This is a genomic window from Shewanella sp. GutDb-MelDb, assembly GCF_002836075.1.
In the GTDB taxonomy this organism is placed as follows: Bacteria; Pseudomonadota; Gammaproteobacteria; order Enterobacterales; family Shewanellaceae; genus Shewanella.
The window spans coordinates 1-25,473 of the sequence record NZ_PJBM01000170.1; the positions used below are offsets into that span (position 1 = coordinate 1).

The following is a 25,473-nucleotide window of genomic DNA, read 5'->3' on the forward strand; positions in this document are numbered from 1 at the left end:
TTCAGTCTCTAGCACAAGACGCTCACGGTTGCCGCGCTCCTCCTTTTTAGACTTCTATTTCTTTATAACACTTAGCTAATCACCCATTAGATCATAATCTCGAATGACTTAATTCGAGTGCGCTTATGCACAGCTGTATATTGCGTAATCATGGTTTGATCAGTGTATTAGCCACTGCTGTGCGGCGAGTGAATACCTGCCTACAGAGAGATAAAACCTTAAGGTGAGAGGAATCTTCCTTTGTTAATTCGAAATTTAAGTAAAGCTGCTTTGGCGATATTTGCAATATTGCTGAGCGGCTGTGAAGGCGGTGTGCTCGATCCCAAAGGGCAAATTGGCATTGATGAGAAACATCTCATCGTTGTCGCCACCTTGTTGATGTTGATTGTGGTGATCCCGGTGATTTTCATGACGCTGTATTTTGCCTGGAAGTACCGTGATGGCCGCGATCAAGAAATTTATGCGCCTAAATGGGCTCATTCAAAAAACATTGAAATCGTTGTTTGGTTAGTGCCGATCGTGATTGTGATTATTCTTGGTGTCATCACCTGGGGGTCAACACATGATTTAGATCCTTATAAACCATTAGAACATGAGGCTAAACCTATCACTGTTGAGGTGGTCTCCCTCAACTGGAAGTGGTTGTTTATATATCCTGAGTTGGGGATAGCTTCGGTCAATGAGTTGGCATTTCCTGCCAATGTGCCAGTGAACTTTAAAATTACCTCAGACACTGCAATGAACTCCTTCTTTATTCCGCAACTCGGCAGCCAGATTTACTCAATGGCGGGGATGGCGACTCAACTGCATTTGATTGCTAATGAACCGGGAATCTTCAATGGTATTTCGGCTAACTATAGCGGCGCTGGATTTACTGGGATGAAGTTTAAGGCTATTGCGACAGCGACAGCTGAAGACTTTGATGCTTGGGTAGCAAAAGTGAAAAAACAAAGCAGAAAGCTTGATAGTCAAAGTTATAAAGCGCTCGCTATCGAGAGTGAAAATAATCCTGTTGAGTATTACGGAACAGTCAGTAAAGGCATGTTTAACCAGATCGTGATGCAATATATGCATAAGGATACGGGTATGGATATGTCACACCATTCAGGACATTCATCCCCTAAAAATGGGGAGACGGAGTAACCATGTCTTTTCTCGGAAAACTAACGTTAGAATCAGTTCCGTATCAAGAGCCCATTATTATGGTGACCTTAGCGGTTGTCGCCATAATAGGCATTATTCTTGTCGGGTTGATCACTAAATATAAAAAATGGGGCGTATTGTGGAATGACTGGATTACCTCAGTTGATCATAAACGCTTAGGTATTATGTATATTGTGCTTGCTTTTGTGATGCTCGTTCGTGGCTTCTCAGATGCAATAATGATGCGAACTCAACAAGCACTGGCAGTTAATGGCGCGGCAGGATATCTGCCACCAGAGCACTACGACCAAATCTTCACGGCTCACGGCGTGATCATGATTATCTTTATGGCAATGCCATTTATGATCGGTCTGATGAATTTAGTCTTGCCATTACAAATTGGTGCTAGAGATGTCGCTTTTCCGTTTCTTAATAACTTAAGTTTTTGGCTTACCACTGGCGGTGCGATATTAATTAATATCTCGTTGGGATTAGGTGAATTCGCTAAAACGGGTTGGGTGGCTTACCCGCCATTGTCTGAGCTGTCATTTAGCCCCGGGGTCGGTGTCGATTACTATATCTGGGCATTACAGATCTCAGGCATAGGCACGACGTTAACCGGGGTTAACTTTATCGCGACGGTGCTTAAAATGCGTGCGCCGGGCATGAAGTTAATGCAGATGCCGATTTTTACTTGGACCTGTACTTGGGCCAATATTTTGATCGTGGCTTCTTTCCCAATCTTAACAGCAGTACTTGGCATGTTAACCCTTGATCGATATATGGGTTTCCACTTCTTTACTAATGACGGTGGCGGCAACGCCATGATGTACATCAACCTCTTTTGGGCTTGGGGTCATCCTGAAGTTTACATACTAGTATTACCTGCTTTTGGTATTTTTTCTGAGGTCATTTCCACATTTACCTCTAAACGATTGTTTGGCTACAAATCAATGGTTTGGGCTAGTGGTGCTATCTCTGTTTTAGGCTTTATCGTGTGGTTACATCACTTCTTTACGATGGGGTCGAGTGCAAACGTCAACGCCTTCTTCGGGGTGATGACCATGGTGATAGCGGTGCCAACCGGAGTTAAGTTATTTAACTGGTTGTTTACTATCTATCGAGGTCGATTAAAGTTTACCGTGCCTGTTCTGTGGACGTTAGGCTTTATGACGACGTTCACTATTGGTGGGATGACAGGCGTATTGTTAGCCCTTCCAGGCGCGGACTATGTTTTGCATAACAGCTTATTTTTAATCGCTCATTTCCATAACACCATTATAGGTGGAGCTGTGTTCGGTTATTTTGCAGGTTTTGCTTATTGGTTCCCGAAAGCGATGGGCTTCAAGCTTAATGAACGCTTAGGTAAAGCCGCATTTTGGTGCTGGCAGATCGGTTTCTATGTCACCTTTATGCCTTTATATGTTCTTGGGTTTTTAGGCATGACCCGTCGTATTAATCACACTGATAATCCTGATTGGAACATCTGGATTTATTTGGCTGCAGTGGGCGCCTTTATCATCTTTGTCGGCATCATATTACAGTTCGTACAACTGTATGTGAGCTTTAGAGATAGAGAACAAAATCTTGATACGACCGGCGATCCGTGGAATGGCCATACACTAGAGTGGTCAACATCTTCACCGCCGCAGTTCTATAACTTTGCTAAAGATCCTCAAGTGTCTGATATCGACAGTTTCACTGATATGAAAGAGAAAGGGGAGGCTTATCAACGTTATGATCATTATGAACCCATTCATATGCCGAAAAATACGGCCAGTGGTATTTTAATAGCCTTAGGCGTAACCGCTGCCGGTTTTGCCGCGATTTGGCATATTCTTTGGTTAGCTATCGCGGGTATGTTAGGTGCTTTTGTAGTGTTCTTGTTCCGAGCTTATAGCAACGACCATGATTACTACGTTCAACCTGATGAAATAGCTCGCATCGAAAATGCACACTTAGATAAAGTGGCAAGGGGGCGGATATGAGTACTGCTATCTCAAGAGATTTATACGTTGAACAAGCAGATGATCACCATGACACTAGCGGAAATACGCTATTAGGTTTTTGGCTTTACTTGATGACCGATTGCATCTTGTTTGCCTCTGTATTTGCCACTTACGCGGTACTGTTCATGAATACCGATGGTGGCGTATCGGGGAAAGATATTTTCGAATTAAACTTTGTTCTTATCGAAACTGCAGCACTGTTGGTCAGTAGTATCACCTTTGGTTTCGCCTTAATTTGCGCAAAACATCAGAAGCGTTCAGCCACGTTAACCTGGCTGATGATCACTTTTGTTTTAGGGTGTGTATTTATCAGTATGGAGGTCTACGAATTCCATCACTTGATAGAGGCGGGTCACGGGCCTCAGCGTAGCGCATTTTTGTCATCCTTTTTTGCTTTAGTCGGTATGCATGGTTTACATGTTACTGCGGGGCTTATTTGGATGGCAATTATGATGTTTGAAGTGGGTAAAACAGGTTTGACCAAACGTAGTGTCACTCGCTTGAGTTGCCTAAGTTTGTTTTGGCACTTCCTTGATATTGTGTGGGTTTGTGTCTTTACCGTGGTTTATTTATTGGGGGTATTGTGATGAATCTAGCGCATACAACACCAGGCAATACTTCAGAGAGCCTGATCGCCAGTGTTAAGTCATATTTGGTCGGTTTTTTATTGTCGGTTATCTTAACTGGGATCCCATTTTGGGCAGTGATGACGCATCACTTTGATAAGCCAATAACCTTAGGCATCGTGCTGGTGACCGCTATTGTTCAGATTGTGGTGCATTTAAAGTATTTTCTGCATCTTGATTTCTCTAAAGAGGGCAGACTCAATACATTTTCGTTCCTGTTTACTACCTTGATTATTGTCATGGTGGTGGGTTTGTCTGTATGGATTATCTATGCAGCCAACGATTTGATGATGTAGTAAGAGGCTGGTTATGAATATTCAAGGTCGGTTGATGTCTATGCAATGGAAGACGTATTTGAAAGGATATATTCAGGTAACGAAGCCTGGCATTATCATGGGGAATTTGATTTCCGTTGCGGGTGGTTTTTTACTTGCTGCTAAAGGTAACGTGGATTTGACCTTGATGTTGATGACCATGCTGGGCTTGTCTTTGGTGGTTGCATCGGGCTGTGGACTTAACAATTGTATTGATCGCGATATCGACGCAAAGATGCAACGCACCCGTAACCGAGTCACGGTGACGGGGGCGATATCGGTACCATCGGTACTGATATATAGCGTGCTCTTAGGTATATTGGGTTTTGGTATATTAATGATATATACCAATAGCTTAGCTGTGACATTTGCAGTGATTGGTTACCTGGTCTATGTGGGTGTTTATAGTCTGTATATGAAGCGAAACTCTGTCTATGGCACCTTGGTGGGCAGTTTTTCAGGTGCGGTTCCGCCCGTGGTTGGCTATTGCGCTGTGACCGGGGAAATGGATGCTGGTGCGCTTATTTTGCTGCTAATGTTTAGCTTATGGCAGATGCCACACTCTTACGCCATCGCTATTTATCGTTTCAATGATTATGCCGCGGCTAATATTCCCGTGTTACCCGTGTCTGAGGGGATGGCTAAGGCTAAATTGCATATTGTGCTGTATATAGCAGTGTTTGCACTGGTCAGTGTGTTGCTGCCATTAGCTGGTTATACCGGTATTGCCTTTATGGCGGTAACCTGTGCGACCAGTTTTTGGTGGCTTGCCATGGCATTAAAAGGTTATCGCCGTGATATTAATCTTCATAGCTGGGCACGTCAGGTATTTGGTTTTTCTATCATAACTATTACCGCGTTAAGCGTGACTATGGCGCTAGATTTTCAGTCGGTAGCACAAACACCATTATTGATGTTGGCTAATTAGTTTTAGAGCGTTTTATGTTTAAGCACGCTAATGGTTTATTGGTCTATTAGCGTGCGACATCCTGTAATCACTATCATCTTATGCTCGACTATTTGATGGTGGTGATTGCACCTTTTACCCTACAGCGACTACCCGAGATATGAAATTGTAGGGTGGTTCAACCTTTCGTTCGTTCCCATTGCACAGCTGCTTGAACGCTCATGTCTGAGTGTGCTCAATAGTGAAGCTATATTTTCGTTTTGTTACTCGCGCGATATAGACTCGAGTTCGATGCCTTTGGGTATTGGGTAAGCAGGTTGAAGCTAGCATCTCCGGCGGGTAAATCGATACCTGTTTTTATGGGAAAACACGTCAATAATTGTTGCAAAAGCCATGTTATATGACGTGGTGTGTAGGTAATGACGTGTTGCTTAGGGGGATTGTGCAGCGATGAACTTACCTAACGTTTGGATAGTCGCTAAACGCTGTCACTCTTTGAAGCCATTCACGGCGAGCTCAGCTTGGTTGATAATCCTTTATTATCACTGGATTATTTTTAAAACCAAAATGACGACAGGTCCCCTTATTAAAAAGGCGAAGTCACCGACTTCGCCTTAAGGTTTGCGCTCATATCAAGCGATGTGTTTTAGCATCGATTAAAAATCGTAGTTCATGCCAAGCATAAAACTCCGACCCATGAGTGGGGAATACTCTTTGAGTAATGAGGTGTGTGGCCTCGCGTCCTGATCGAGTAAGTTGTTGCCCTTCACATAGAACATCATGTCGCCATTCTCAGTAGGTAAATGATAAGTTAGAGCGGTATCTACCAAAGCATAACCAGCAGTATCTGTTTCATTTTCGGCGGTGTCGGTTTGCTTTGCATAACCCATTACCCCGACTTCAGCATGCCAATCTTGTTGGTCAAAGTTAAGGGTTGAGCCAAATCGCATCGGCGATATCAGTGGTAGATTACCCCCATCGACCAATTTACCGCGAGTATAATCACTGAGTAAATCCAGTGACCAGGTGTCGTTAAAGGGGATGTTGGCTTGGGCTTCGACTGAATAGAGTTCGGCATCGCCTTGGGTAAATTGATACACAGGCAGATCTCCTTCTGATCCTATATCAGAGGCGACAAGACCCGTATCTTTTTCATAGTAGAAGTCATTTATCTTGTTATAGGCAACACTAAAAGACCCCGTCCATGCCCCCTCTAATTTACGCAAGGTTAAGTCGATATTGTTGGCTATTTCCTTGTCACTATCGCCACTGTCTGGAATGACATTACCATTTTCAATCTTGAATTGAGAACCCACCTCGAAGCTTTGGGTCGCATCATGAGCGCCAAAACTGTAAAGCTCTTCTGCAGTGGCTGAGCGCTCGGCTCTTTCGATTGATAAGCCCAAGTTATAGGCTGTAGCAAAATCCCAGACTACGCCAGCGGACAGCGTGATATTGTTATCACTCAAACCATCGGGTTGATAGTTTTGTGAGCCATTCAAGGTTTCTATACTCATGCTGTCGGGATTTAAACGATAATGTTCGATGCGACTACCGAGCTCGATGCGAAAGTCCCCGAATTTACGTTCTTGTACGATAAATGCCGCAATGGTGTCGGTTTTACTGTCAGGTGTCAGTGCTTCCTCCCCCTGAACAGAAAAATCCCGATGAATAGCATGCAGACCCATAACGCCTTGCCATTCTCCCCAAGGCGTATTGTTAACGCTTAAACGAGCTTCACTCTGTTTGTTGTAAAAGAAAGTATCGGCATCACCATTCTCTTGCTCGGCATGTTGATAGTCGGTATAACCTGCATCAAAGCGGATTTTACTCACCCCTGCAAATGGATCAAACAAGCCACTGTGGAGCTGCCAGGCCGTCTTTTTTAGATCAATGGTGATGTCTGGATCGCCTTGTACACCTCTGCCAGGAATACCGTAGTTAGATTGAGTATTTGCCCCAGAAAGACTAACAAAACTGTTATCACCTGTGTAGCCAACACCCGCCGCATAGTCATCCAGTTTTAGCTGACTATTAGTAACACTACCGTGAGTTTCAGCTTGGCCCTCAATAGCATTGCCGGCAATATTGAAATCGTCCGTATTACGATGGGTGCCGTCTAAATGCCAATTGAATTTACCGTCGCCACCGTTTAGTTCACCATTAACGGTTCGACCATTATTACCAGTAACATAGTGGGTGCCGAAGTTACCAGATAACTCATCGACAGATTGCTCGTGAACTCGGTTATTGACGACATTGACAACCCCACCAATGGCGGCGTTGCCGTAGAGTAGAGAACCTGGCCCTCGTAGAATTTCGATTTGCTGTGCGGTTCCGGCTTCGGTAGTTACCGCATGATCAGCTGATACTGTTGAAGCATCTCCCACCGATAGACCATTTTCTAATACCATGACACGGGGACCACTCATACCTCGGATGATAGGGCGACTAGCACCGGCACCGAAATGAGAGGCCTGCACACCGGGCAATTTTTCAAGTGTATCGCCTAAGGTTGGCTCGATATTCAGCTTTAGCTGGTCTTCAGTCATCACGCTGATTGGCGTGGTGCTTTCCATTGCAGAGCGCAGAAAAGGCGATGCTGTAACGACAATGTTTTCCATCATAGCCTGCTCAAGTGACACATTTTGCGTCACAGTGCCTGTCGCGATATGTAAATCATGATCTGCATGTTTGAAGTTATCATTACTTACATGCAGGTGAACATGGCTGTTATCTGCGAGGGATAATTGATAGTGGCCTTGGGTGTCGCTGGTTGTTTTTTTACCCCCGTCGATGCTGACATGCGCATTCGGGATTGGAGTACCATTATTATCGGTAATTTGGCCTTGTAGCTGAGCTGCCATTACAGGTGAAAAACAGCCAGCAACAGCTAGCGCTACATATGATAGTGCAAGTTTCATTATGCTTGTCCTTATAGATAAGCAAAAAAATAAATTTGAAATGATGTGGAGTTTGCTTAAGGACTATAAAGGGGGAGCTCGAACCTGTAGGTTACGTTGCCAAGCAAGAGAAGGCTGTAGATATAATGGTGCGGCTATATTTTCAGTTTGTGGCGGACAAATGACGGGTATGGCGTTTGACGTTGGGCCAGCACTTTGATCATGGTAAACATTGCTGTACAAACAGTGAGTGTTATCAGCTTCTAGAGCATGTTCTGCTGCGTGTGCGAAGGTTATCGATTGCAGAACAATCAACCACAAGCCAAACGCTAGTAAGAGATAACCTTTAAACTTTGGGGGGAGCTGATTTGTCATTGTTGTTAACATTCCCCCTATGTTTGGACATCTGATAATTTACAAGTCGCTAATCTTAATTTAGTAATGTCTCAATTGTCTAGTGCTAAAATGACATTGGTCATTTTTATTTAGCCATTGGGACCGCTGCCTAAGCCGAGAATATTTTAGTTCTATAGGTTAAAGGGCGATTGCTACATTAATATGATGACCATTTACCGTCTAAAGAAGTTGAACGTCGACATTGACTGTCTGATGGCTACTGATTTTATCAGTATCTACCACATAACCACTGCCGTTGTTAAATTGGTTATAGGGGTTATAAAAAGCAGATCATACGTCGCTATGTTCTGTATTAAGCCAGCGCTAGATTGCATCTAGGATATTGATTTTGTTTGTTCCACCGGTTTGCCACATCACACGGCTGTTAAAGAGTCGGGAGATGATCCTGCACTACGTTAAGTCCTGATGTGACTAAAATGCGCTCTCATGGCAGTGCCCATAAATATAAGCTAATTCAGCGACTGTCTTTGCTGAGAATTTTTTTAGCAAGGTCGCACGATGTACCTCCACAGTACGCATAGCAATGCAGAGCTCGTCGGCTATTCTTAAATTACGTTTCCCCGCAATGAGCAGGCGCAGTATGTCCTTTTCCCTTAGGGTTAATGAATCATAAGCGGCATTGACCGCGAGTGTATTCATCTTTTCTGCTGACTGGATTAACCCCTGCTCAAGGGCTAAAGCCAGATCACTTCCTCTGACAGGCTTCTGAAAAAAGTGCACCGCTCCAGCCTGTAAAGCATCCACCGCCATTGGGACATCACCATGGCCGGTAAGATAAATCACGGCCAACGGACTTTTGGCTTCATTTAGTAATTGATGCACCTGCTGCCCGCGCAATTTAGGCATACGGCAGTCCAAAATAACGCAACCAGGTTGTGTTAGATCTAATGCATCAAGAAACTGCGGACCATCTTCAAAGGTGGTGACATTAAATTCATATTCCTCAAGCATAAATGCCAGTGAGTCACGCACTGATTTATCGTCATCCACAACATAAACGGCTAAGGTTTTAGCGAGGTTGAGCATGGTTATCTCCTGTTATTGATTGTAGATAAGACGGGCAATGAAATGGTGACAATACAACCCTTAGATTCGAGAGACTGGATCATAAATTCTCCCCCATGCATTTCCATCACATCGCGGCAAATTGCCAGTCCTAACCCCAATCCATCGGTCTTGGTACTGACAAATGCTTCTGTTGGATTGTCATGTTCAAGTCCGGTACCGTTGTCTACAATCTCGATGCTTATGGTGTCTTGCTGATAATGGGTTCGTACAATAATGTTAGCTTGATATCCCTCAGCGGGATGTCGCTCAAGATACGTCATACAGGCATCAATCGCGTTGTTAATAACGTTGATCATCACTTGCTGTAGACCAACAACATCAACTACAGTCTTAACCGCTGTTCCTGTTAATTCTCGCGCAATGACGACCTCTTGTTTCTGTAGCCGAAAATGCAATAGCTCTATAGTATCGTTAAGTAACTGCTCAATATCACACATCTTCTTTTTTACCGTTCGCTTGGTGATTAAGGTACGTAAGCGATTAACAATCGCATCAGCGCGCTCAACTTCACTCTGGATCTTGTCAAATACAGGAATAATATCTTCATAAGGCCGCTGTTTAGCTAAGCGTAATAATCCGCCTTCGCTGTAATTTCTAATCGCGGTTAATGGCTGATTTATCTCATGTGCCAAGCTACTACCCAGTTCTCCTACAATGGCAACACGCTGAGAATGCTCTAACATTTCCCCTTTCTCTTTTAAGCGGTGCAGTGTTTGCTCCAACGCTTGTTTACTTTTACTAAAGCGGTATTCAAGCCAGAAATGATAAACATTGATAAAAATAAAAAAGATAAATAGGGCCCAAGCCCACTCCTGATGAATTCGAAGCCAACGCAATGCCTGTTTCCACCAAGGCTGCTGCAGCGGTAAAAGATCCAGCGCTTGATACACTTTATCGATAGATAACAGGTTAACTGACGATGTCCAACCCGATGCCCCTGCGGCTATTGCTGCCGTATTTTCTGCTGACATGGAAAGTAAAATACGAGAGATTTTCTTTGCTAATTGAGCCGAGCCTCGCTCTGTTTTTGCCAGTGACCAGTTTGGATAAAGAGGCGTTGAAACCTGACAAGTAAAATGGCCATTCTCTTTTGGGTTTAATACTCGAAACTTTGCTTTATTGAGTAAGCCTTCTTTGACCATATTTTCTAACAGACAGACGGGTATCACCGCCGCTTCAACATTTCGGTCTCTAAGTTGATAAAGATTCGCGTCAATTGGAAAGCCTAAATAGTGCACGTCAGCAAAAAAGTCATTGGGATTAATCCCTTGTTGCACCATCTCATAGCGGAGTGTCAAATAGCCGCCAAAGGCATTCTCGGACACTGCAGCCATAGGCAAGCCCACGATATCTTCAGGGCGCTGATAATCAGAGCTGGCTCTCACTACGAGTGCAGAACCAATACCAAAGTTAGTACTGCTTGGTGCTCTGTTCGTTAACGTCGCTATCCACGACAAAGCATACTGACGTCCTAATGTGACCGATTGCCCCGGATTGGTGAGTACAAAGTCCATAGTTTGCTGGCTGACTGCATTAGCCATGGTATCTAAATCCAATGGATGGAGTACAAAGTTAACCTCAGGTATTTGTAGATTAAGCCAGTCGATGGTCGGCTGCCAACGTTGCTTTGTGTATAAATGGCCACGCGTGGCAAGTACGCCAATATCAACGTTAGGTGTATTTGCTGCAGCTGTTGTTGTGGCTGATACCGGCAACGATAACAACGCTATCATCCATACTAAAATATGGAAACCATAACGAAACCATCGCTTTATCATCATCACTTTTCCTAAATTGAATACTTGTAATAACAGAGTAATAGCCTTTACAGGCTGTTTGATACTTGTTTTAGATCAATGTTTATTCAGACATGTGGAAATCCACAATACCGAGCTGAGCATATTTTACTGACAATGATAACAAGATCAAAATAATCGAGTCAGGTGAATTATGGATTCTAACAAACGTCGCTTTTTGAGTGCTATTACCGCCGGAGCCGCGTTGATCCCTATTGTTGGGGTTAACACGGCAACAGCGGGAACTATTATACGTAATAACGACGAACCGGATCGTAAAGGTCAGGTCGGAAAACGCTACGCTATGGTCGTTGACCTACGAAAATGTGTAGGGTGTCAGGCTTGTACCGTTGGGTGCAGCATCGAAAACCAAGCGCCAATCGGCCAGTTCAGAACCACGGTTAAGCAATATGAAGTGACACTTAATGACGGTTCTCAAGGGGTTAAAGAAGTAAAATCTTTTATGCTACCTAGGCTTTGTAACCATTGTGAAAACCCACCTTGTGTTGCCGTGTGCCCGGTGCAAGCGACCTTCCAGCGTGAAGACGGTATCGTAATGGTTGATAATAGTCGCTGTGTTGCCTGTGCCTACTGCGTCCAAGCGTGTCCTTACGATGCTCGTTTTATTAACGAAGAAACCCTCACCGCTGACAAATGTACATTTTGCGCTCACCGTCTTGAAAAAGGCTTGTTGCCTGCCTGCGTTGAAACGTGTGTGGGTGGAGCCCGGGTGATTGGCGATCTAAATGATCTATCTAGTGAGATTAATCGCTTACTAAAAGAAAATCACCAAGATATAAAAGTACTCAAGCCGGAAGAAAATACTAAACCGCACGTGTTTTATATTGGTATGGATGAACGCTTTACCAGCCATATTGAAGGCAAACCCGCAATTTATGATCCCAAAGGAGTAGAGGCATGAACATTACTGAAGTCTTAGTTCCGGCTCAACAAATGGCTTGGCTACCTTGGGCGACACAGTATTTCTTTTTTATTGGGTCAGCCTATGCGGCGGCAATGTTGTTTCTGCTCACTCTTATCTTTAAAAAGCATACCAGCCATCGCCTACGCGCAGCATTAGTCCTAACACTTGCCATTTGCGCAATTGTTGGGCCATTAGCCCTTACTGGAGATTTGCATCAGCCAGGCCGCGCTTGGCATTTTTATGCGTATATCACCCCGTGGTCTTGGATGTCTATGGGCTCGTTTTTCTTACCTGTTTTTTCTGGACTCTCTGTTGTCACTGCATGGCTGTATCTGCGCGACGACTTAATGAGTTTTAAAGACAGTGAGAGCAAGATATTTAGAACCGTGTCTAAATTGTCATTAGGGCAGTGGAAAACCAGCGCTAAAATGATGCTTAGTGTGGCGACAATTACTGTTATATCCAGTATGTCGATTGCCTTTTATACCGGGGCTGAAATTGCAGCGGTTCATGCTCGTCCGCTTTGGGACCAGCCTGCATCACCACTGCTTTGGTTTACCACTGCTTTTCTCGGCGCGGTGGGTTTATCGCTTATTATATGGTTACTTTTTCCTCAAAAAGAAGCTAGTGACAAATTGTCTAAAACTGATGTTCGTCTCATCAAACAGACCAGCATACTGAGCAGTATTTTAGCACTCATCCTTATCCCTATATGGGCCTCAAATAATCCTTCATTCTCGCTCTTTGATGATAGTCGCTGGGCAAGTGATCTTACTCTGTTAGCGGTATCGATATTAAGTTGTGCCGTTTTAGTGCTGTTAACCTTACGTCATAACAGCAGTAACTTCGTATTGTTCTGTAACGCTTTAATGTTACTTGCAGCCTGTTGGATAACCCGCTGGATAACCATGATGGAAGTGCAAACCATTCCTAAATTCGACGTAGGGCCTTATCCCTATTCATTACCCATGGGCAGCAGTGGCTTACTCGGTATTGTTGGCATGATTGGGCTGTGGATGGCGCTTGCCATGCTGGCATCAGAGTTAGTACAACCCAAGCGTCATAAAAGTGCTGATACCGCGCTGACCACCCACTAATTAAAGAGGATTTCACTATGGACAACAAACGTCGACAATTTTTGAAATCAGGCCTCGCTGTTGGTGGTCTGGGCGCTTTTTCAGCTGGATACGCTGGCACCACTAAGCATCTGGTAGAAGGGGTTATCGAAGGAACATCGGGCAAGAAAACCCGCGATATTCACCACGGCAACTCGTTAGAACCCGAGTATCAAGTCAATAAAAATGGCAACCTAATTCCAAATCATAATCAGCGAGTTGCGCCATCAATGTGTTTTGGTTGCTGGACGTTGTGTGGACTCCGTGTACGAATCGATAATCGTACCGATGATATTTTGCGGATCAGTGGTAATCCCTACCATCCGTTATCACATCAAAATCCCATTCCTTTCAATACTCCGGTAAAAGACGCTTACCTGAGTCTAACGGGTGAGTCAGGGCTAGAAGGTCGTTCAACCGCGTGTGCTCGCGGAAATGGCATGCTTGAAATTCGCAATAGCCCTTATCGTATTACCGAGCCGTTAAAACGTGTTGGTAAGCGAGGTGAAGGCAAGTGGCAAAAAATTAGCTATGAGCAGCTAATAGAAGAAGTCGTTGAAGGTGGCGATCTCTTCGGTGAAGGCCACGTTGACGGCCTAAGAGCGATACGCGATATCAATACACCGATTGATGCACAAAACCCTGAATATGGCCCAAAAGCCAATCAGCTGTTAGTCACCAATGCGGGTAACGAAGGGCGAGATGATATTTTAAAGCGCTTTGCGTTTAATAGCTTTGGTACCCGTAACTATGGCCATCATGGGTCGTACTGTGGTTATGCTTTCCGAGCGGGGAGTGGTGCCTTTATGAATGACCTTAAAAAGTTTGCTCACCTTAAGCCTGACTTTAATCATGCTGAATACATTATTTTTATTGGCATGTCACCAGCGCAAGCGGGTAATCCGTTTAAGCTACAGGCTCGCCAATTGGCAAAAGCGCGTACCGATGGCAACCTGCAGTACACGATCGTTACGCCCAGCTTGCCGGCGGGTTCTTCTAGCCTAGCGGCGGGGGATGATAATAATTGGCTGCCGATTAAGCCCGCTAGCGACTCTGCGCTGGTGCTGGGCATGATCCAGTGGATCATTGAGAATGAACGTTTTAATAAAACGTTCCTCGCGCAACCGGGTGTTAATGCCATGAAGCGTGCGGGCACCGCGCATTGGTGCAACGCCACGCATTTGGTCATCAGTGATGACAAACACCCTCGTAACGGTAGCTTCTTGCGTGCATCGGATATAAGCATGCGGTTTGAAGGTGAAGCTCACTCAGAGACGGACCCTTACGTGATTGTCGACGCAAAAACTGATGAGTTTGGCTTGCATACACAAGCTGACGAAGCGGCACTTTTTGTTGACTGTGACGTTGCTTTGGCTAATGGTACTGTCAGAGTGAAATCGTCGCTACAGCGACTCAAAGATGAAGCGTTTAAACATGATCTGAGTTTTTACAGCCAGCAGTGTGAGATAGCCGAAGCGCAAATTATCGCGTTAGCAACTCGCTTTACCAGCCATGGCACTAAAGCCGTCGTCGACACCCACGGTGGTAACATGCACACCAATGGTTTCTATAATGCCTTTACGATCATGATGCTTAATGCCCTTGTCGGTAACGTTAATGTCAAAGGTGGCGCAATGGCAAGAGCAGGGGGGTATCCTACATCTGCTAAAGGCCCACGTTATGACTTTACTCAGTTTGAGGGCAAAACAGCGCCTAAAGGTATCTTCCTCTCACGCAGTAAGTTTCCGTATCACAAGACCAGTGAATATAAACGCCGCGTTGCAGCCGGAGAGTCTCCTTACCCTACACGTGCGCCTTGGTATCCTATCTCGGCGCCATTATTAACTGAGCATCTTTCTGCGGCAATTGACGGTTATCCATATCGCGCTAAAGCGTGGATCAACCACATGGCCAATCCAATGTACGGTGTTCCCGGCCTAAAAAATCTACTCGAGGACAAACTTAAAGATCCTAAGCAGCTCGGACTAATTGTGTCAGTTGATGCGTTCATTAACGAAACTACCGCACTGTCAGACTATATGGTCCCAGACACAGTGACCTATGAAAGCTGGGGAATGACCGCACCGTGGCACGGCGTACCAGTGAAGGCCATTACCGCACGTTGGCCAGTGGTTGAGCCGAGAACAGCCAAAAGTAAAGATGGCCGCTCAATCTGTTTAGAAAACTTTTTAATTGATATTGCTAAGAAAATGAAATTAGGTGGCTTTGGTGATAAAGCTATTCCTGATAGCAAGGGCAATTGGCATGGCATTCACTGCGCCGAAGACTTTTATCTGCGCTCAGCCGCCAACCTTGCATATGTAAAAGGCGGTGTACCAGAGGTATCAGCAGAGGATATTGCTTGGTCAGGGTTAGAACGTTTAATGCCGGCAATGCAGAAAACCCTCACAGCTGACGAAATGAAACGGGTTGCGTATATCTTTGCCCGTGGAGGGCGTTTTGAAAATGCATCTAATGCGTATCAAGACGACACCATGAAGCACAAATGGACTAAGCCGCTCGCCATCTGGAATGAGAAGGTCGGTACCTCTAGAAACACGATGACGGGCGAATTCTACAGTGGTTGCCCAACTTGGTATCCTCAAAAACTCAGTGACGGTACGCCGTTAGATGAAAAGTATCCGCCTAAGGAGTGGCCATTTAGTTTGACTAATTTCAAGTCAAATATTCACAGTTCGGTGTCTAACCTTTCTCCACGTCTGCATTCGATTAAAGGCATTAATCCGGTGTATATCCATCCAATTGATGCTGAAAAAGCGCAAATTCAAACCGGCGATAGGTTCATCGTTGAAACACCGAGTGCAAGTACCGAAGCCATCGCCATGGTGCTCGATGGGATCAAGCCTGGTATCCTTGGCTTTGAGCACGGATTTGGGCACACCGAACTGGGTGAGCGTTCACACTGGATTGATGGTAAGCAACAGCCAGTAAAAAATCGCGGCGGCGGTGATGGTGTCAATATTAATGATATCGGTCTTATTGACCCTACTCGTGAAGGTAAAGGCGTAATGCTTGATTGGGTGGTTGGCTCGGCTGCTCGTCAGTCTCTTCCGGCTAAAATTCGCAAAGCGTAATATTGATAGATATTCGGACGGTATAAAGCTCTCTGCTCTGGCAGAGAGCTTTGCTGTGCGGCTTATATTAAGACTAAGCGTCGCATGCTGTATTAATGCCTTTAATACAGAATAACCTTTAGCTTCGAGCATTCGCGAGCCTCATCTCTTATTTTCCCTGTTTTAGCCCGCGGTACCTCTGGATAACGACCAAGACCGCAACTCTTGGTGGAATAAGCTTTTACTCTACGTAAGATATTGATTCTATTGTTTTGCAGAGATACAAGAAGCCCCGATAGTTTCGTACCGAGGCTTCCTGTATTTGGTGGTTCTGTGGGGCTTGGTGTTAATTATTAAGTTACTGTATTCCGATTGATTTTTATCATGTTGTTTTGATGGCTGTTGCATCGGGTGTTCCGTTTAAGGTGGGTCACTTTGAATGATGATGGAAAATTTTAAAACTCGGAAAATCATCAGTGACCTTCCTCGTATTAACGCTAGTAAGTGAACAACCTTCAATCTCATAAAGTCTAATTTTATGTACTTTATGGTTCCTGATAGTACTCGCACCATTAGAGTCTAGAAATATAGACTTTATTGAGCAAGCACAAGAGCCCCTTTTGATAGAGTTGTGATCTTCACTTTGAATCAGGTATTACGCTAAAAACTGGGATTGAAAATTTGTTTGAACGTGACTTACCTGATGGAACTACAGGCACGGGATCAGGTTTTGGGTCTTATGATAATGTGAGGCGTTTGTTCTATACAACAGCGAGTTTTAAAATCTAAATGAGATGATTTGAAATATATCTTATTGAGTCATAATAATTTTGCAAACTAATGTTTGCACTTTTTCACCCCCAATTTTGAGTGTAAATCACAGGGTGACAGTCTGATTTTTGTTCGCAGACAAAACAAATGTTTAACACTTAGGTATCGGTTAAATATCGACTAAAAAACAGCCAGATAGCGTGGTCATTTGAGTTCGTTTCAAAGCGTTTATTCTTTTACTACAAGCGTGTATTAGGCGCTTATTTAACACGTTTAAATAGCCTGATACTAAAAGCATTATTCTTTAGCGTAAAGAGTTGAACAAAAACTAAGCTCGAAAGATCAACTGCCCCTTATACATTCCGTAACAAAGTCAGATTGAATCAGTAAATAAAAGAGATTAGCATTCATTTTCATTTGGTCAAATAATAGCTCAAATCTTATTTTATCGTGAGTCCCCTATAACATTAATGATAGGTGGTGCTTTGGCGGTATTTTATTCTCAAGGAACAAGAGGCACACATGTTAACTATCACCAATTTAAATAAAACATATGACAATGATGTTAAAGCACTTGATGGCGTTAATCTCAATATAGACAAGGGAATGTTTGGTTTGCTCGGGCCAAATGGTGCAGGGAAATCGTCATTGATGCGTACTATTTCAGCTCTGCAAAGTGCAGATTCAGGAAGTATTATTTTTAATGGCATAGATGTCATGGCCGATCCGCAAGCACTGCGTGAAACCTTAGGTTATCTCCCGCAAGATTTTAATGTCTACCCACGTATAAGCGCTTATGACTTATTAGATCATTTGGCCATATTAAAAGGGCTTAATAACCCTAAAGTTCGCAAAGAATCAGTTGATGGTTTACTTGCTCATACTAATTTATATCAACATAAGAATAAGGCGGTCAGTGGTTTTTCCGGTGGTATGCGTCAACGTTTTGGTATTGCGCAGGCGCTGATTGGCGATCCAAAATTGCTTATCGTCGATGAACCGACCGCAGGTTTAGATCCTGAAGAACGTAACCGTTTTCATAACTTGTTAGTGAGCCTGGGTGAAGAAAAAGTGGTTATTCTTTCAACCCATATTGTCGAAGATGTCTCTGAACTTTGCGCTAACATGGCGGTGCTGGCGTCGGGTAAAATTTTACTTGAAGGTAACCCATTACAATTAGTCGAGGGGTTGGATGACAAAATTTGGTCTAAGACGGTCAGCCAAGCTGAGGCCGCGGTACTGGAGTCTGAGTTATCAGTCATTTCCAAACGTTTGTTAGCTGGTCGAACTGTTCTGCATGTGATGTCTGATACATGTCCAGAAGGTTTCACAGCTGCCCGTGCCGGTCTTGAGGATTTGTACTTTTCCACGCTTCATCGTCACCGTAATGGTCAGGCAGCATAAGGAGAAGAACTATGTTGTTATCTATGGTGAGATTTGAGTGGCGTTATTATTTACGTCAACCGTCATTTTATGTGGTCGCTTCACTTTTATTTTTAGTGAGCTTTTTGTCTGTAGCTTCCAACAATATACAAATTGGTGGTGGCGGCGAAGTGATGAAAAACAGCCCCTTTAGTATTACTCAGTCGATGCTCATTATGAGCTTTATTTCGATGTTTGCGGTGGTGAATTTTGTGGGGACGACTGCAATTCGTAACCATCAGCATTTGATGGAAGAGTTGATTTACAGTAAGCCGTTATCCCCATTCTCATATCAGTTTGGCCGCTTTATAGGCAGTTTCTTGGTGGTCATTGCGGTGTTTGCTTTTATTCCGCTGGGCTTCTTATTGGGTTCTATTATGCCTTGGGTGGATGCTAGCCGTTTTGGTTCCATCTCATTACTGAACTATGTCGTGCCTTATTTTCAATTGGCGCTGCCCAGTTTATTATTAATTTCGACCTTGTTTTATGCGATGGCTATCAAATTTAGGTCTTTGATGGCCTTATATCTTACGGCTGTGGCAATGCTGGTGCTTTATACCTTAACGGGTGAAATGGCGGGTCAGCCACAGTATCGTACCATCGCTGCATTACTTGATCCCTTTGCACTACGTACTTTTGCTGATGTCACTCGTTATTGGACCATCAGTGAAAAAAATACTCAGCTGGTGGAATTGTCAGGGATCATGTTGCAAAACCGCTTATTGTGGCTAGGTATTGCTGCGGTATTACTCGGGTTTTCTGGCATCTTTAGTCAACCTAAGTTAACTAAGCAACGTGAAAAGAAGTCTTTGAAAGCCGGTACACTTCCCAAGCTTACACCGCTATCACAATTGGCCGTGGCGACGCAGCCAAATGGCCGTTTGCAGTTTTGGACGCGAGTAAAGTTTGAAGTTCGCCAAGTATTATTGACAGCACCTTTTGTGGTCTTAGGGGCCTTAACAGTATTTAACTTAATTGGCCCGATGTTTACTGACTTTGGGTGGTATGGCACCTCAAACTGGCCATTGACACAAGACATGGTTAACAACATTGCCGGTGCTACGGGCCTATTAATGACCATAGTGCTGATTTATTACAGTGCTGAAATTGTTTGGCGTGAACGCACATCGGGCATGGGGGATATTGTTGACAGCATGCCGGTGTCTAATTTGAGCTTTTGGAGTTCAAAGTTGGTGTCCGTTGTTATCGTAATGACCCTACTTTATTTACTGGCCATGTGCACCACGATTGTATTTCAGTTAATTAAAGGCCAGAGCAATCTTGAGTTGTCGCAATATATTATTCGACTTGGATTTTATTATCTTGTGCCTTTGATTATGTCCGCGGTGCTGGCATTTTTCCTGCAAGTGCTGAGTCCGAATAAGTACGTAGGTATGGGCCTGTTTGTTGGCTATTACTTAACGACGTTTGTGATGTCCAGTTGGGGTTTTGGTCATAGTTTATATAATTTTGCTCAGGCACCCACCTTAGCTTACTCCGATATGAATGGTTACGGTTGGGGCTTGTTCACCCAGAGTATGTACATGATTTACTGGGGAGCGCTAAGCGTAGTCTTATTTGTTTTAGGCTATGGCTTGTACCACAGAGGGCCACAGCAGAGCCTTAAGACGCGAATGAACTTGTTAGGCTACCAATTAGGTGGCGGTGGCAAGGTTATAGTGGCAAGTGCTCTTGTTGTGTTTCTGGGCATGGGGAGTTACTTATTTTACCAAACAAAAGTGCTAAATGAGTACCAAACTGCAGATGAAAGCGCCGATTTACAAGCAGACTACGAAAAAGCGTTCAAGCAATACCAAGGCTGGCCTATATTAGTGACGACAAAAGTAAATGCTAATATCGATCTTTATCCTGAAGCCCGTAAAGTTGTGGCGAACATTAAATTTGAATGGCAAAACAAGTCAGATAAGCCAATCGAAAAAATGTTAGTACAATTGCCGGAACACACACGTGCAGACACAGTAAAGATCAATATTCCTCATTCAACTCTAGGAGAGTTTGATGACCGTTACCGCAATACTTGGCTGACTTTCCAAGCGCCGATTATGCCAGGGGATAAAGTACAAGGGGATATTCAATTAACCCGCGAGTCAGTCGGGATTGCCGAATCAGGCTTTGATTTCACGGTTGTTGAAAATGGTACTTTCATTAATAATTTTGAGTTATTACCGGCATTTGGTTACCAAGAAGGCTATGAGTTGTCAGATCGTCACGAGCGTAAAAAGCGTGACTTAGCTGAAAAACAGCGTGCTAACAAGCTTGAGGATGATCGCTTTTACACGCAGAACTTTTTTGGGGCCAATGGTGATTTTATTCAGTTTGAAGCCACCATTTCGACGGTTGCTGACCAAATAGCCTTAGCACCCGGATACTTACAAAAACAGTGGAAGAAAGATGGGCGGCAGTATTTTCACTATTTGATGGACAGTCCAATGGTGAATTTTTACGCTATTATTTCGGCACGTTATCAAGTTAAACGTATTGAACATAAGGGCATTGCGATTGAGGTTTACTATCACCCAGACCACCCTTGGAATGTCGATCGCATGATCGAATCAGTGGAAGATTCTATTGATTATTACACTCAAGCATTTGGGCCTTATCAGCATAAGCAAATGCGGATCATGGAGTTTCCGGGTTACCGTAGTTTTGCTCAAAGCTTTGCTAATACCGTGCCTTATTCTGAGCGTATTGGTTTTATTACCGACTTACGTGATGAAGACAATATTGACCCCGTGTATTACGTAACGGCGCATGAAGTGGCACATCAGTGGTGGGGACATCAAGTGGGGGCTGCTGACGTACAGGGCAGTGCTGTTATTTCAGAAACCTTATCTCAGTACTCTGCTTTGATGGTGCTGGAAAAGAAATATGGCAAGAAAATGATCCGTAAATTCCTTAAATATGAATTGGATCGATACTTACGTGGTCGGTCGTCTGAATCGATAAGAGAGATGCCGTTATTGCGTAGTGAGAACCAGCAATATATTCACTACCAAAAAGGCTCTGTGGTGATGATGGCGATTAAAGATGCAATAGGGGAAGATAGGCTTAATGATAACTTGAAGGCATTTTTAACACGTTATCAATATCGTAATGATCCTTTTCCAACCACTTTGGATCTCGTCCGCTACCTTAAACAGGGGGTCGATAAGGAACAAGCGCAGTTTATCGAAGATTCATTTAACCAGATCATATTATATGATTTACGTTTGACGAATGTAGTGATGACTCAATTGGATAATGGCAAAGTACAGTTGGACTTGACTATTCATGCTGGTCGTAAAGCTGCCCAAGGCAAAGGTGAGGAATCTGAATTACCATTAGATGCCTTAATTGATATTGGTGTATTTAGCGCCGATCCTGATAACCTTAAAAATGACAGTGAAGTGCTGCTATTAGAGAAACATAGACTTGTTAGTGGAGAGAATAACTTAACTTTAGTCCTTGATGGTAAGCCAAGCTATGTAGGGGTTGATCCCTTTATTAAGCTGATTGACCGTGATGCGAAGGATAATATCTTTAAGCTTTAATCGGTTCTTTAACGTAAAACTGACGCTTAAAGCGTCAGTTTTTTTAAGGATAGAAATTTGATTGCAGAAAATGGACTTACTTTGCTTAAATGAAATGAAATGGCGTGGCAATTCATTACTGTGTAGCGAAAAGGAAGTTTGTCAGTATTGGCCTGACTAAGCAGCCAGCTTCAATGTCATACATTCATATATAACTTGCATGTTTCATGGGAACGCATTACGCCTAAAATTGGCTATTTAATGCTTTAAGTCAGCTTAAATTAATCAACGTAATAAAGTTACCTTAAATTGCAGCTGGACTTGGTATAAGTACAACGGCACTTTTGATATAAACAGTTCAAAAATCCGTAGATTCACCTGATGATTAAAATGGGTAGCCTATTAATCTGAATAATGAACTCAAAATCCAGATCATGTTTAATGAAGTTAAACAGTGCGGTATCACCAAAGCTCTATCTGCCACAACTGTCACTGTAACGTCCTCTGTTCCTCTTAGCTTAACCATAAGTTTATCTTTATGGTTGTTTCTATTAGTCCATTAAAAGTGAATTTATTTTTTTGTTGTTTTTGGTATACCCTCTATGTGATTAATGAGTTCTAATTGAAAAATATAATCACAAAGAGGGTTGATATTAAATGTATTATCTCAAATTCAGATTATTGAAACTTACCTATCACTGGATTTGATATTTGTTAGTCGATTTATCCAACTTAGCTCTAATTACACGGTCATCTTTTTTAATTGATTCGAGTAATTTAACTAAGTCAGCATCAGTTTTAGGTGTGTAAATCCCTAAGTTAGACTCCGTATTCATAGAGATTGAAAGGTCGTGGTCATTAGCAAAATCTTCAGATGAAGCATTATCAAATAGCTTAATAACAAGATCACCCGTGACTATCGATGGTTGAGATAAACGGTCAAAGATGATTTGGCCTTTAGTGAGTGTATCTGAGCGAACAATGGAATCACCTTGCTGCACTTTGTACGCTCCTTCTGTAGATGATGTGCGGTCAACTAACTTTTGTTCATTTGTTTTGGTTTCATTCATATTTAGCTTTTCAGCTATATCCGACTCAGCGAATGCTACCGTCCCAGCAAAGGAGGTAAGTAATACTGATAAGCAAATAACTACTTTAAATTTTTTCATTTGTAACTCCAATTAGCTAGCTGCATGACCATGGAAACGGATAGACCAACCTTTAAGTAGTCCGTTTGCATCGTTAGGTATATCAACGACCTTATCATTGGCGGCAGGATTCTGAGCAGTACCTACTCTATATTGAGTCCAAAAACTATATTGACCGCTATTAACGTCAGTCACTTTAAGGGTCCAGTCGCCAGCCGAATCTTCACCATAAAAAGCATTTGATAGCATTGGGGTATCTACATAACCAGTAACGATTTCATCAGGATCAGTTTCATCAGCGACTCCTTGGAATGTGAAACCGTTGTAAGGTGTCATTACCATGCTATGAGTGCCTGATGGAGATATAAGTTCGATAGCTAAGTCAGGTAAGCGCTTATGATCAATGTTTAGCTCTATTTGAACCCCCTCAATAACGAGGTTGTCTAGAACTGAATTAGCATCCGTTACGCCACTCGGGTTAGCATCCGGAATAGCCTTATCTAATTTGTCTTTTATAGTCCAATCACTGATTACGTAATCGCCTAAATCAGCTTTATAGGTTCTAGCAAGATTTACTGCGGCAGTTGCGTCTACGCGACCAAAGCCATATAAGTTATTGAAATGGTACCCTGCAGCATTTTTTACCCATGCTCCCATAGCTTCAAAATCAGCTTTACCTGCAACATCTATCATTATTGGTGATTGGTCTGGATTAATTTCAACTGAAGTCTTAGCTAAAATTTCACGAACATCACGCCAACCCAAATCGGGATTAGCACTCAATATCAATGCAATAACACCTGCTACACTAGGAGTTGCAGCTGATGTTCCATTCATTGTTGATGAATAGTTACATTGCTCGTTAAGAGGATGGTCCCCGCCCATGAATCCTGTACTGGGGCGATCATTAGTGGTAGCGCTACCTTTTGCACAGGTCATTCTATCGGTCGTCACCATGGCAGGAGCATCAGTACCGTACTCACCGCCAGCACCAGCGACAAACACATTAGAGCCGACTGATGAATAGCTTGATAATTGGCCGACTGCATTTGTCGCGCTAACAACTAAATTGAACAAGTTAGTGTTATCTGGTGACATATTGGCGTTATGGAAAGGTAAACCATGATTGTTATCTTCACCTTTAATCACAGCGATACTTGGTGCCCAGTAAGCATTTTGGAATTTGAAGTATTGAAATCCGTTACCAGCGGCTTTAACAAATAAAGCACCTTTACCATCAGGTCCATGCTTAACAACATCTAGCATCAGTTCATTTTCATCTTCTTCAGTCGTAAACGGCAGTGTCGGTGAATAACCGTAACTTTGGTTAAACACTCTTGCGGTATCGCTAAAAGCACTTTTACCATGGGATTTAGCGAAGTTGGCAAACGTTTGTACACCCGCAGCACAAGTTAGGAAGTTGCTTAGTGTTGGATGAGCGCATAGTGGATCTTGGTCTAAAAAGTTGAAACCGATTAAACTTGCCTCTGGTGCAACACCACGCCCCCCAATACCGTTCCAGCCCTCGGAAGCAATAATACCGCTTACCTCTGTACCATGAGCAGCACTATCAGCAAAAGGCGTTGGGTCATTAGTTCCGGTAATTAAGTTGTACGACCCTCCAACAATCACATTATTTTTCAAATCTTCATGGGAGATTTCTACGCCGTTATCAATTACTGCAACAATAATACCTTTACCGGTAGCACCGCTTGAAATAGCGCCCTCTACATTTAGATCGTTCCCAGTTAGACCGCGACTTAAAGAAAATGAATTTTGCGCCGTATTTTTTAAGTGCCATTGTTGAGTGTATAGCGGATCACCGCCATCAATGTTAATAGTCAGCTCGGAGATCGAATCTTTATTGACTCCATCACTAACTTTAAAATCGATGACCTCAGCACCTTCGCTAGCCGAAGTGGTGTAGGTGAACGTGCCTTTAGCGGCATCAGTTATGAGTAACTTACCAAGCTTAATTGAATCTGGATCAACGATAGAGAAAGTAACATCACTATCTTCATCGTTGCCAGTCAGTGTACCTGTAACGGTAACTGACTGCTTTGCACTAACGGTTACATCAGAGCTTGTAGGTGACAAAATATTCTTTTTAGTATCACTATTGTCACTACCACAGCCAGCTAAAATAGCTGTTGTAATGCAAATAGAAAGTATTGTTTTTCTATACATCTTTAATACCTTTCCCTTTAATAATTAACTTTCTTCCCTTCTTCGATTTATACGAAGCGATTTCAATGTAAAAGATATAAAACCACACCCATACTTAACAGGTGTAACAGAATGTATC

16 protein-coding genes are annotated in these 25,473 nt (G+C 43.2%); 10 read left to right on the forward strand and 6 right to left on the reverse strand.

The features are described 5' to 3' along the window. The first annotated feature begins 240 nt into the window (after nt 1–240). The 5 genes from cyoA to cyoE are packed head-to-tail and all read left to right on the forward strand — an operon-like array spanning nt 241 to nt 5,020. The gene (cyoA, locus tag CXF82_RS07990; RefSeq protein ID WP_101090656.1) at nt 241–1,143 is read left to right on the forward strand and encodes a ubiquinol oxidase subunit II; all 903 of its coding nucleotides are present in this window, start codon (nt 241–243) and stop codon (nt 1,141–1,143) included. Nucleotides 1,144–1,145: 2 nt separating this feature from the next. Next, nucleotides 1,146–3,131 carry a cytochrome o ubiquinol oxidase subunit I gene (gene cyoB, locus CXF82_RS07995; protein WP_101090657.1) on the forward strand — a complete coding sequence of 662 codons (1,986 nt, stop codon included), beginning with the start codon at nt 1,146–1,148 and terminating at the stop codon, nt 3,129–3,131. Beyond that, nucleotides 3,128–3,739, forward strand: coding sequence for a cytochrome o ubiquinol oxidase subunit III (cyoC, locus tag CXF82_RS08000; RefSeq protein ID WP_101090658.1), 612 nt, complete (start codon nt 3,128–3,130; stop codon nt 3,737–3,739). The genes cyoB and cyoC overlap by 4 nt, the downstream gene beginning before the upstream one ends. Next, nucleotides 3,739–4,074, forward strand: a complete 336-nt coding sequence (cyoD, locus tag CXF82_RS08005) for a cytochrome o ubiquinol oxidase subunit IV (RefSeq protein WP_101090659.1) — start codon at nt 3,739–3,741, stop codon at nt 4,072–4,074. The genes cyoC and cyoD overlap by 1 nt, the downstream gene beginning before the upstream one ends. A gap of 13 nt (nt 4,075–4,087) precedes the next feature. Beyond that, on the forward strand, nt 4,088–5,020 hold the full coding sequence (cyoE, locus tag CXF82_RS08010; protein ID WP_102043979.1) for a heme o synthase: 933 nt from the start codon (nt 4,088–4,090) through the stop codon (nt 5,018–5,020). 635 nt (nt 5,021–5,655) lie between these two features. On the opposite strand, the gene CXF82_RS08015 is transcribed toward cyoE, so the two are convergent. From CXF82_RS08015 to CXF82_RS08030, 4 genes are all read right to left on the reverse strand, one after another. Then, nucleotides 5,656–7,923 carry a TonB-dependent receptor gene (locus tag CXF82_RS08015; protein WP_102043980.1) on the reverse strand — a complete coding sequence of 756 codons (2,268 nt, stop codon included), beginning with the start codon at nt 7,921–7,923 and terminating at the stop codon, nt 5,656–5,658. Nucleotides 7,924–7,986: 63 nt separating this feature from the next. Next, complete coding sequence (locus tag CXF82_RS08020; protein WP_101090662.1) at nt 7,987–8,277, reverse strand: hypothetical protein; 291 nt, start codon at nt 8,275–8,277, stop codon at nt 7,987–7,989. A gap of 453 nt (nt 8,278–8,730) precedes the next feature. Then, nucleotides 8,731–9,345, reverse strand: a complete 615-nt coding sequence (locus tag CXF82_RS08025; RefSeq protein WP_102038226.1) for a response regulator transcription factor — start codon at nt 9,343–9,345, stop codon at nt 8,731–8,733. A gap of 2 nt (nt 9,346–9,347) precedes the next feature. Then, complete coding sequence (locus CXF82_RS08030; RefSeq protein WP_102043981.1) at nt 9,348–11,168, reverse strand: sensor histidine kinase; 1,821 nt, start codon at nt 11,166–11,168, stop codon at nt 9,348–9,350. Between the two features lie 169 nt (nt 11,169–11,337). On the opposite strand from CXF82_RS08030, the gene dsrO reads away from it, so the two are divergent. The 5 genes from dsrO (at nt 11,338) to CXF82_RS08055 (ending at nt 22,041) form a co-directional block, all read left to right on the forward strand. Further along, nucleotides 11,338–12,105, forward strand: a complete 768-nt coding sequence (gene dsrO, locus CXF82_RS08035; RefSeq protein ID WP_101090665.1) for a sulfate reduction electron transfer complex DsrMKJOP subunit DsrO — start codon at nt 11,338–11,340, stop codon at nt 12,103–12,105. Further along, complete coding sequence (nrfD, locus tag CXF82_RS08040; RefSeq protein ID WP_102043982.1) at nt 12,102–13,205, forward strand: NrfD/PsrC family molybdoenzyme membrane anchor subunit; 1,104 nt, start codon at nt 12,102–12,104, stop codon at nt 13,203–13,205. The genes dsrO and nrfD overlap by 4 nt, the downstream gene beginning before the upstream one ends. A gap of 17 nt (nt 13,206–13,222) precedes the next feature. Continuing rightward, nucleotides 13,223–16,318, forward strand: coding sequence for a tetrathionate reductase subunit A (locus CXF82_RS08045; RefSeq protein ID WP_102043983.1), 3,096 nt, complete (start codon nt 13,223–13,225; stop codon nt 16,316–16,318). Nucleotides 16,319–17,590: 1,272 nt separating this feature from the next. Beyond that, nucleotides 17,591–18,472, forward strand: coding sequence for an ABC transporter ATP-binding protein (locus CXF82_RS08050; protein ID WP_101090668.1), 882 nt, complete (start codon nt 17,591–17,593; stop codon nt 18,470–18,472). A gap of 11 nt (nt 18,473–18,483) precedes the next feature. Beyond that, complete coding sequence (locus tag CXF82_RS08055; RefSeq protein ID WP_101090669.1) at nt 18,484–22,041, forward strand: ABC transporter permease/M1 family aminopeptidase; 3,558 nt, start codon at nt 18,484–18,486, stop codon at nt 22,039–22,041. 674 nt (nt 22,042–22,715) lie between these two features. Here the strand turns inward: CXF82_RS08055 and CXF82_RS08060 are convergent. After that, nucleotides 22,716–23,189 carry a hypothetical protein gene (locus CXF82_RS08060; protein WP_101090670.1) on the reverse strand — a complete coding sequence of 158 codons (474 nt, stop codon included), beginning with the start codon at nt 23,187–23,189 and terminating at the stop codon, nt 22,716–22,718. A 12-nt stretch (nt 23,190–23,201) separates the two neighbouring features. Beyond that, nucleotides 23,202–25,355, reverse strand: coding sequence for a S8 family serine peptidase (locus CXF82_RS08065; protein ID WP_102043984.1), 2,154 nt, complete (start codon nt 25,353–25,355; stop codon nt 23,202–23,204). Between the last annotated feature and the right edge of the window lie 118 nt (nt 25,356–25,473).

Coding starts and splice junctions, on each gene's coding strand:
- cyoB (WP_101090657.1), top strand. CDS start 1,146: ATGTCTTTTCTCGGAAAACTAACGTTAGAATCAGTTCCGTATCAAGAG.
- cyoC (WP_101090658.1), top strand. CDS start 3,128: ATGAGTACTGCTATCTCAAGAGATTTATACGTTGAACAAGCAGATGAT.
- cyoD (WP_101090659.1), top strand. CDS start 3,739: ATGAATCTAGCGCATACAACACCAGGCAATACTTCAGAGAGCCTGATC.
- cyoE (WP_102043979.1), top strand. CDS start 4,088: ATGAATATTCAAGGTCGGTTGATGTCTATGCAATGGAAGACGTATTTG.
- CXF82_RS08015 (WP_102043980.1), bottom strand. CDS start 7,923: ATGAAACTTGCACTATCATATGTAGCGCTAGCTGTTGCTGGCTGTTTT.
- CXF82_RS08020 (WP_101090662.1), bottom strand. CDS start 8,277: ATGACAAATCAGCTCCCCCCAAAGTTTAAAGGTTATCTCTTACTAGCG.
- CXF82_RS08025 (WP_102038226.1), bottom strand. CDS start 9,345: ATGCTCAACCTCGCTAAAACCTTAGCCGTTTATGTTGTGGATGACGAT.
- CXF82_RS08030 (WP_102043981.1), bottom strand. CDS start 11,168: ATGATGATAAAGCGATGGTTTCGTTATGGTTTCCATATTTTAGTATGG.
- dsrO (WP_101090665.1), top strand. CDS start 11,338: ATGGATTCTAACAAACGTCGCTTTTTGAGTGCTATTACCGCCGGAGCC.
- nrfD (WP_102043982.1), top strand. CDS start 12,102: ATGAACATTACTGAAGTCTTAGTTCCGGCTCAACAAATGGCTTGGCTA.
- CXF82_RS08045 (WP_102043983.1), top strand. CDS start 13,223: ATGGACAACAAACGTCGACAATTTTTGAAATCAGGCCTCGCTGTTGGT.
- CXF82_RS08050 (WP_101090668.1), top strand. CDS start 17,591: ATGTTAACTATCACCAATTTAAATAAAACATATGACAATGATGTTAAA.
- CXF82_RS08055 (WP_101090669.1), top strand. CDS start 18,484: ATGTTGTTATCTATGGTGAGATTTGAGTGGCGTTATTATTTACGTCAA.
- CXF82_RS08060 (WP_101090670.1), bottom strand. CDS start 23,189: ATGAAAAAATTTAAAGTAGTTATTTGCTTATCAGTATTACTTACCTCC.
- CXF82_RS08065 (WP_102043984.1), bottom strand. CDS start 25,355: ATGTATAGAAAAACAATACTTTCTATTTGCATTACAACAGCTATTTTA.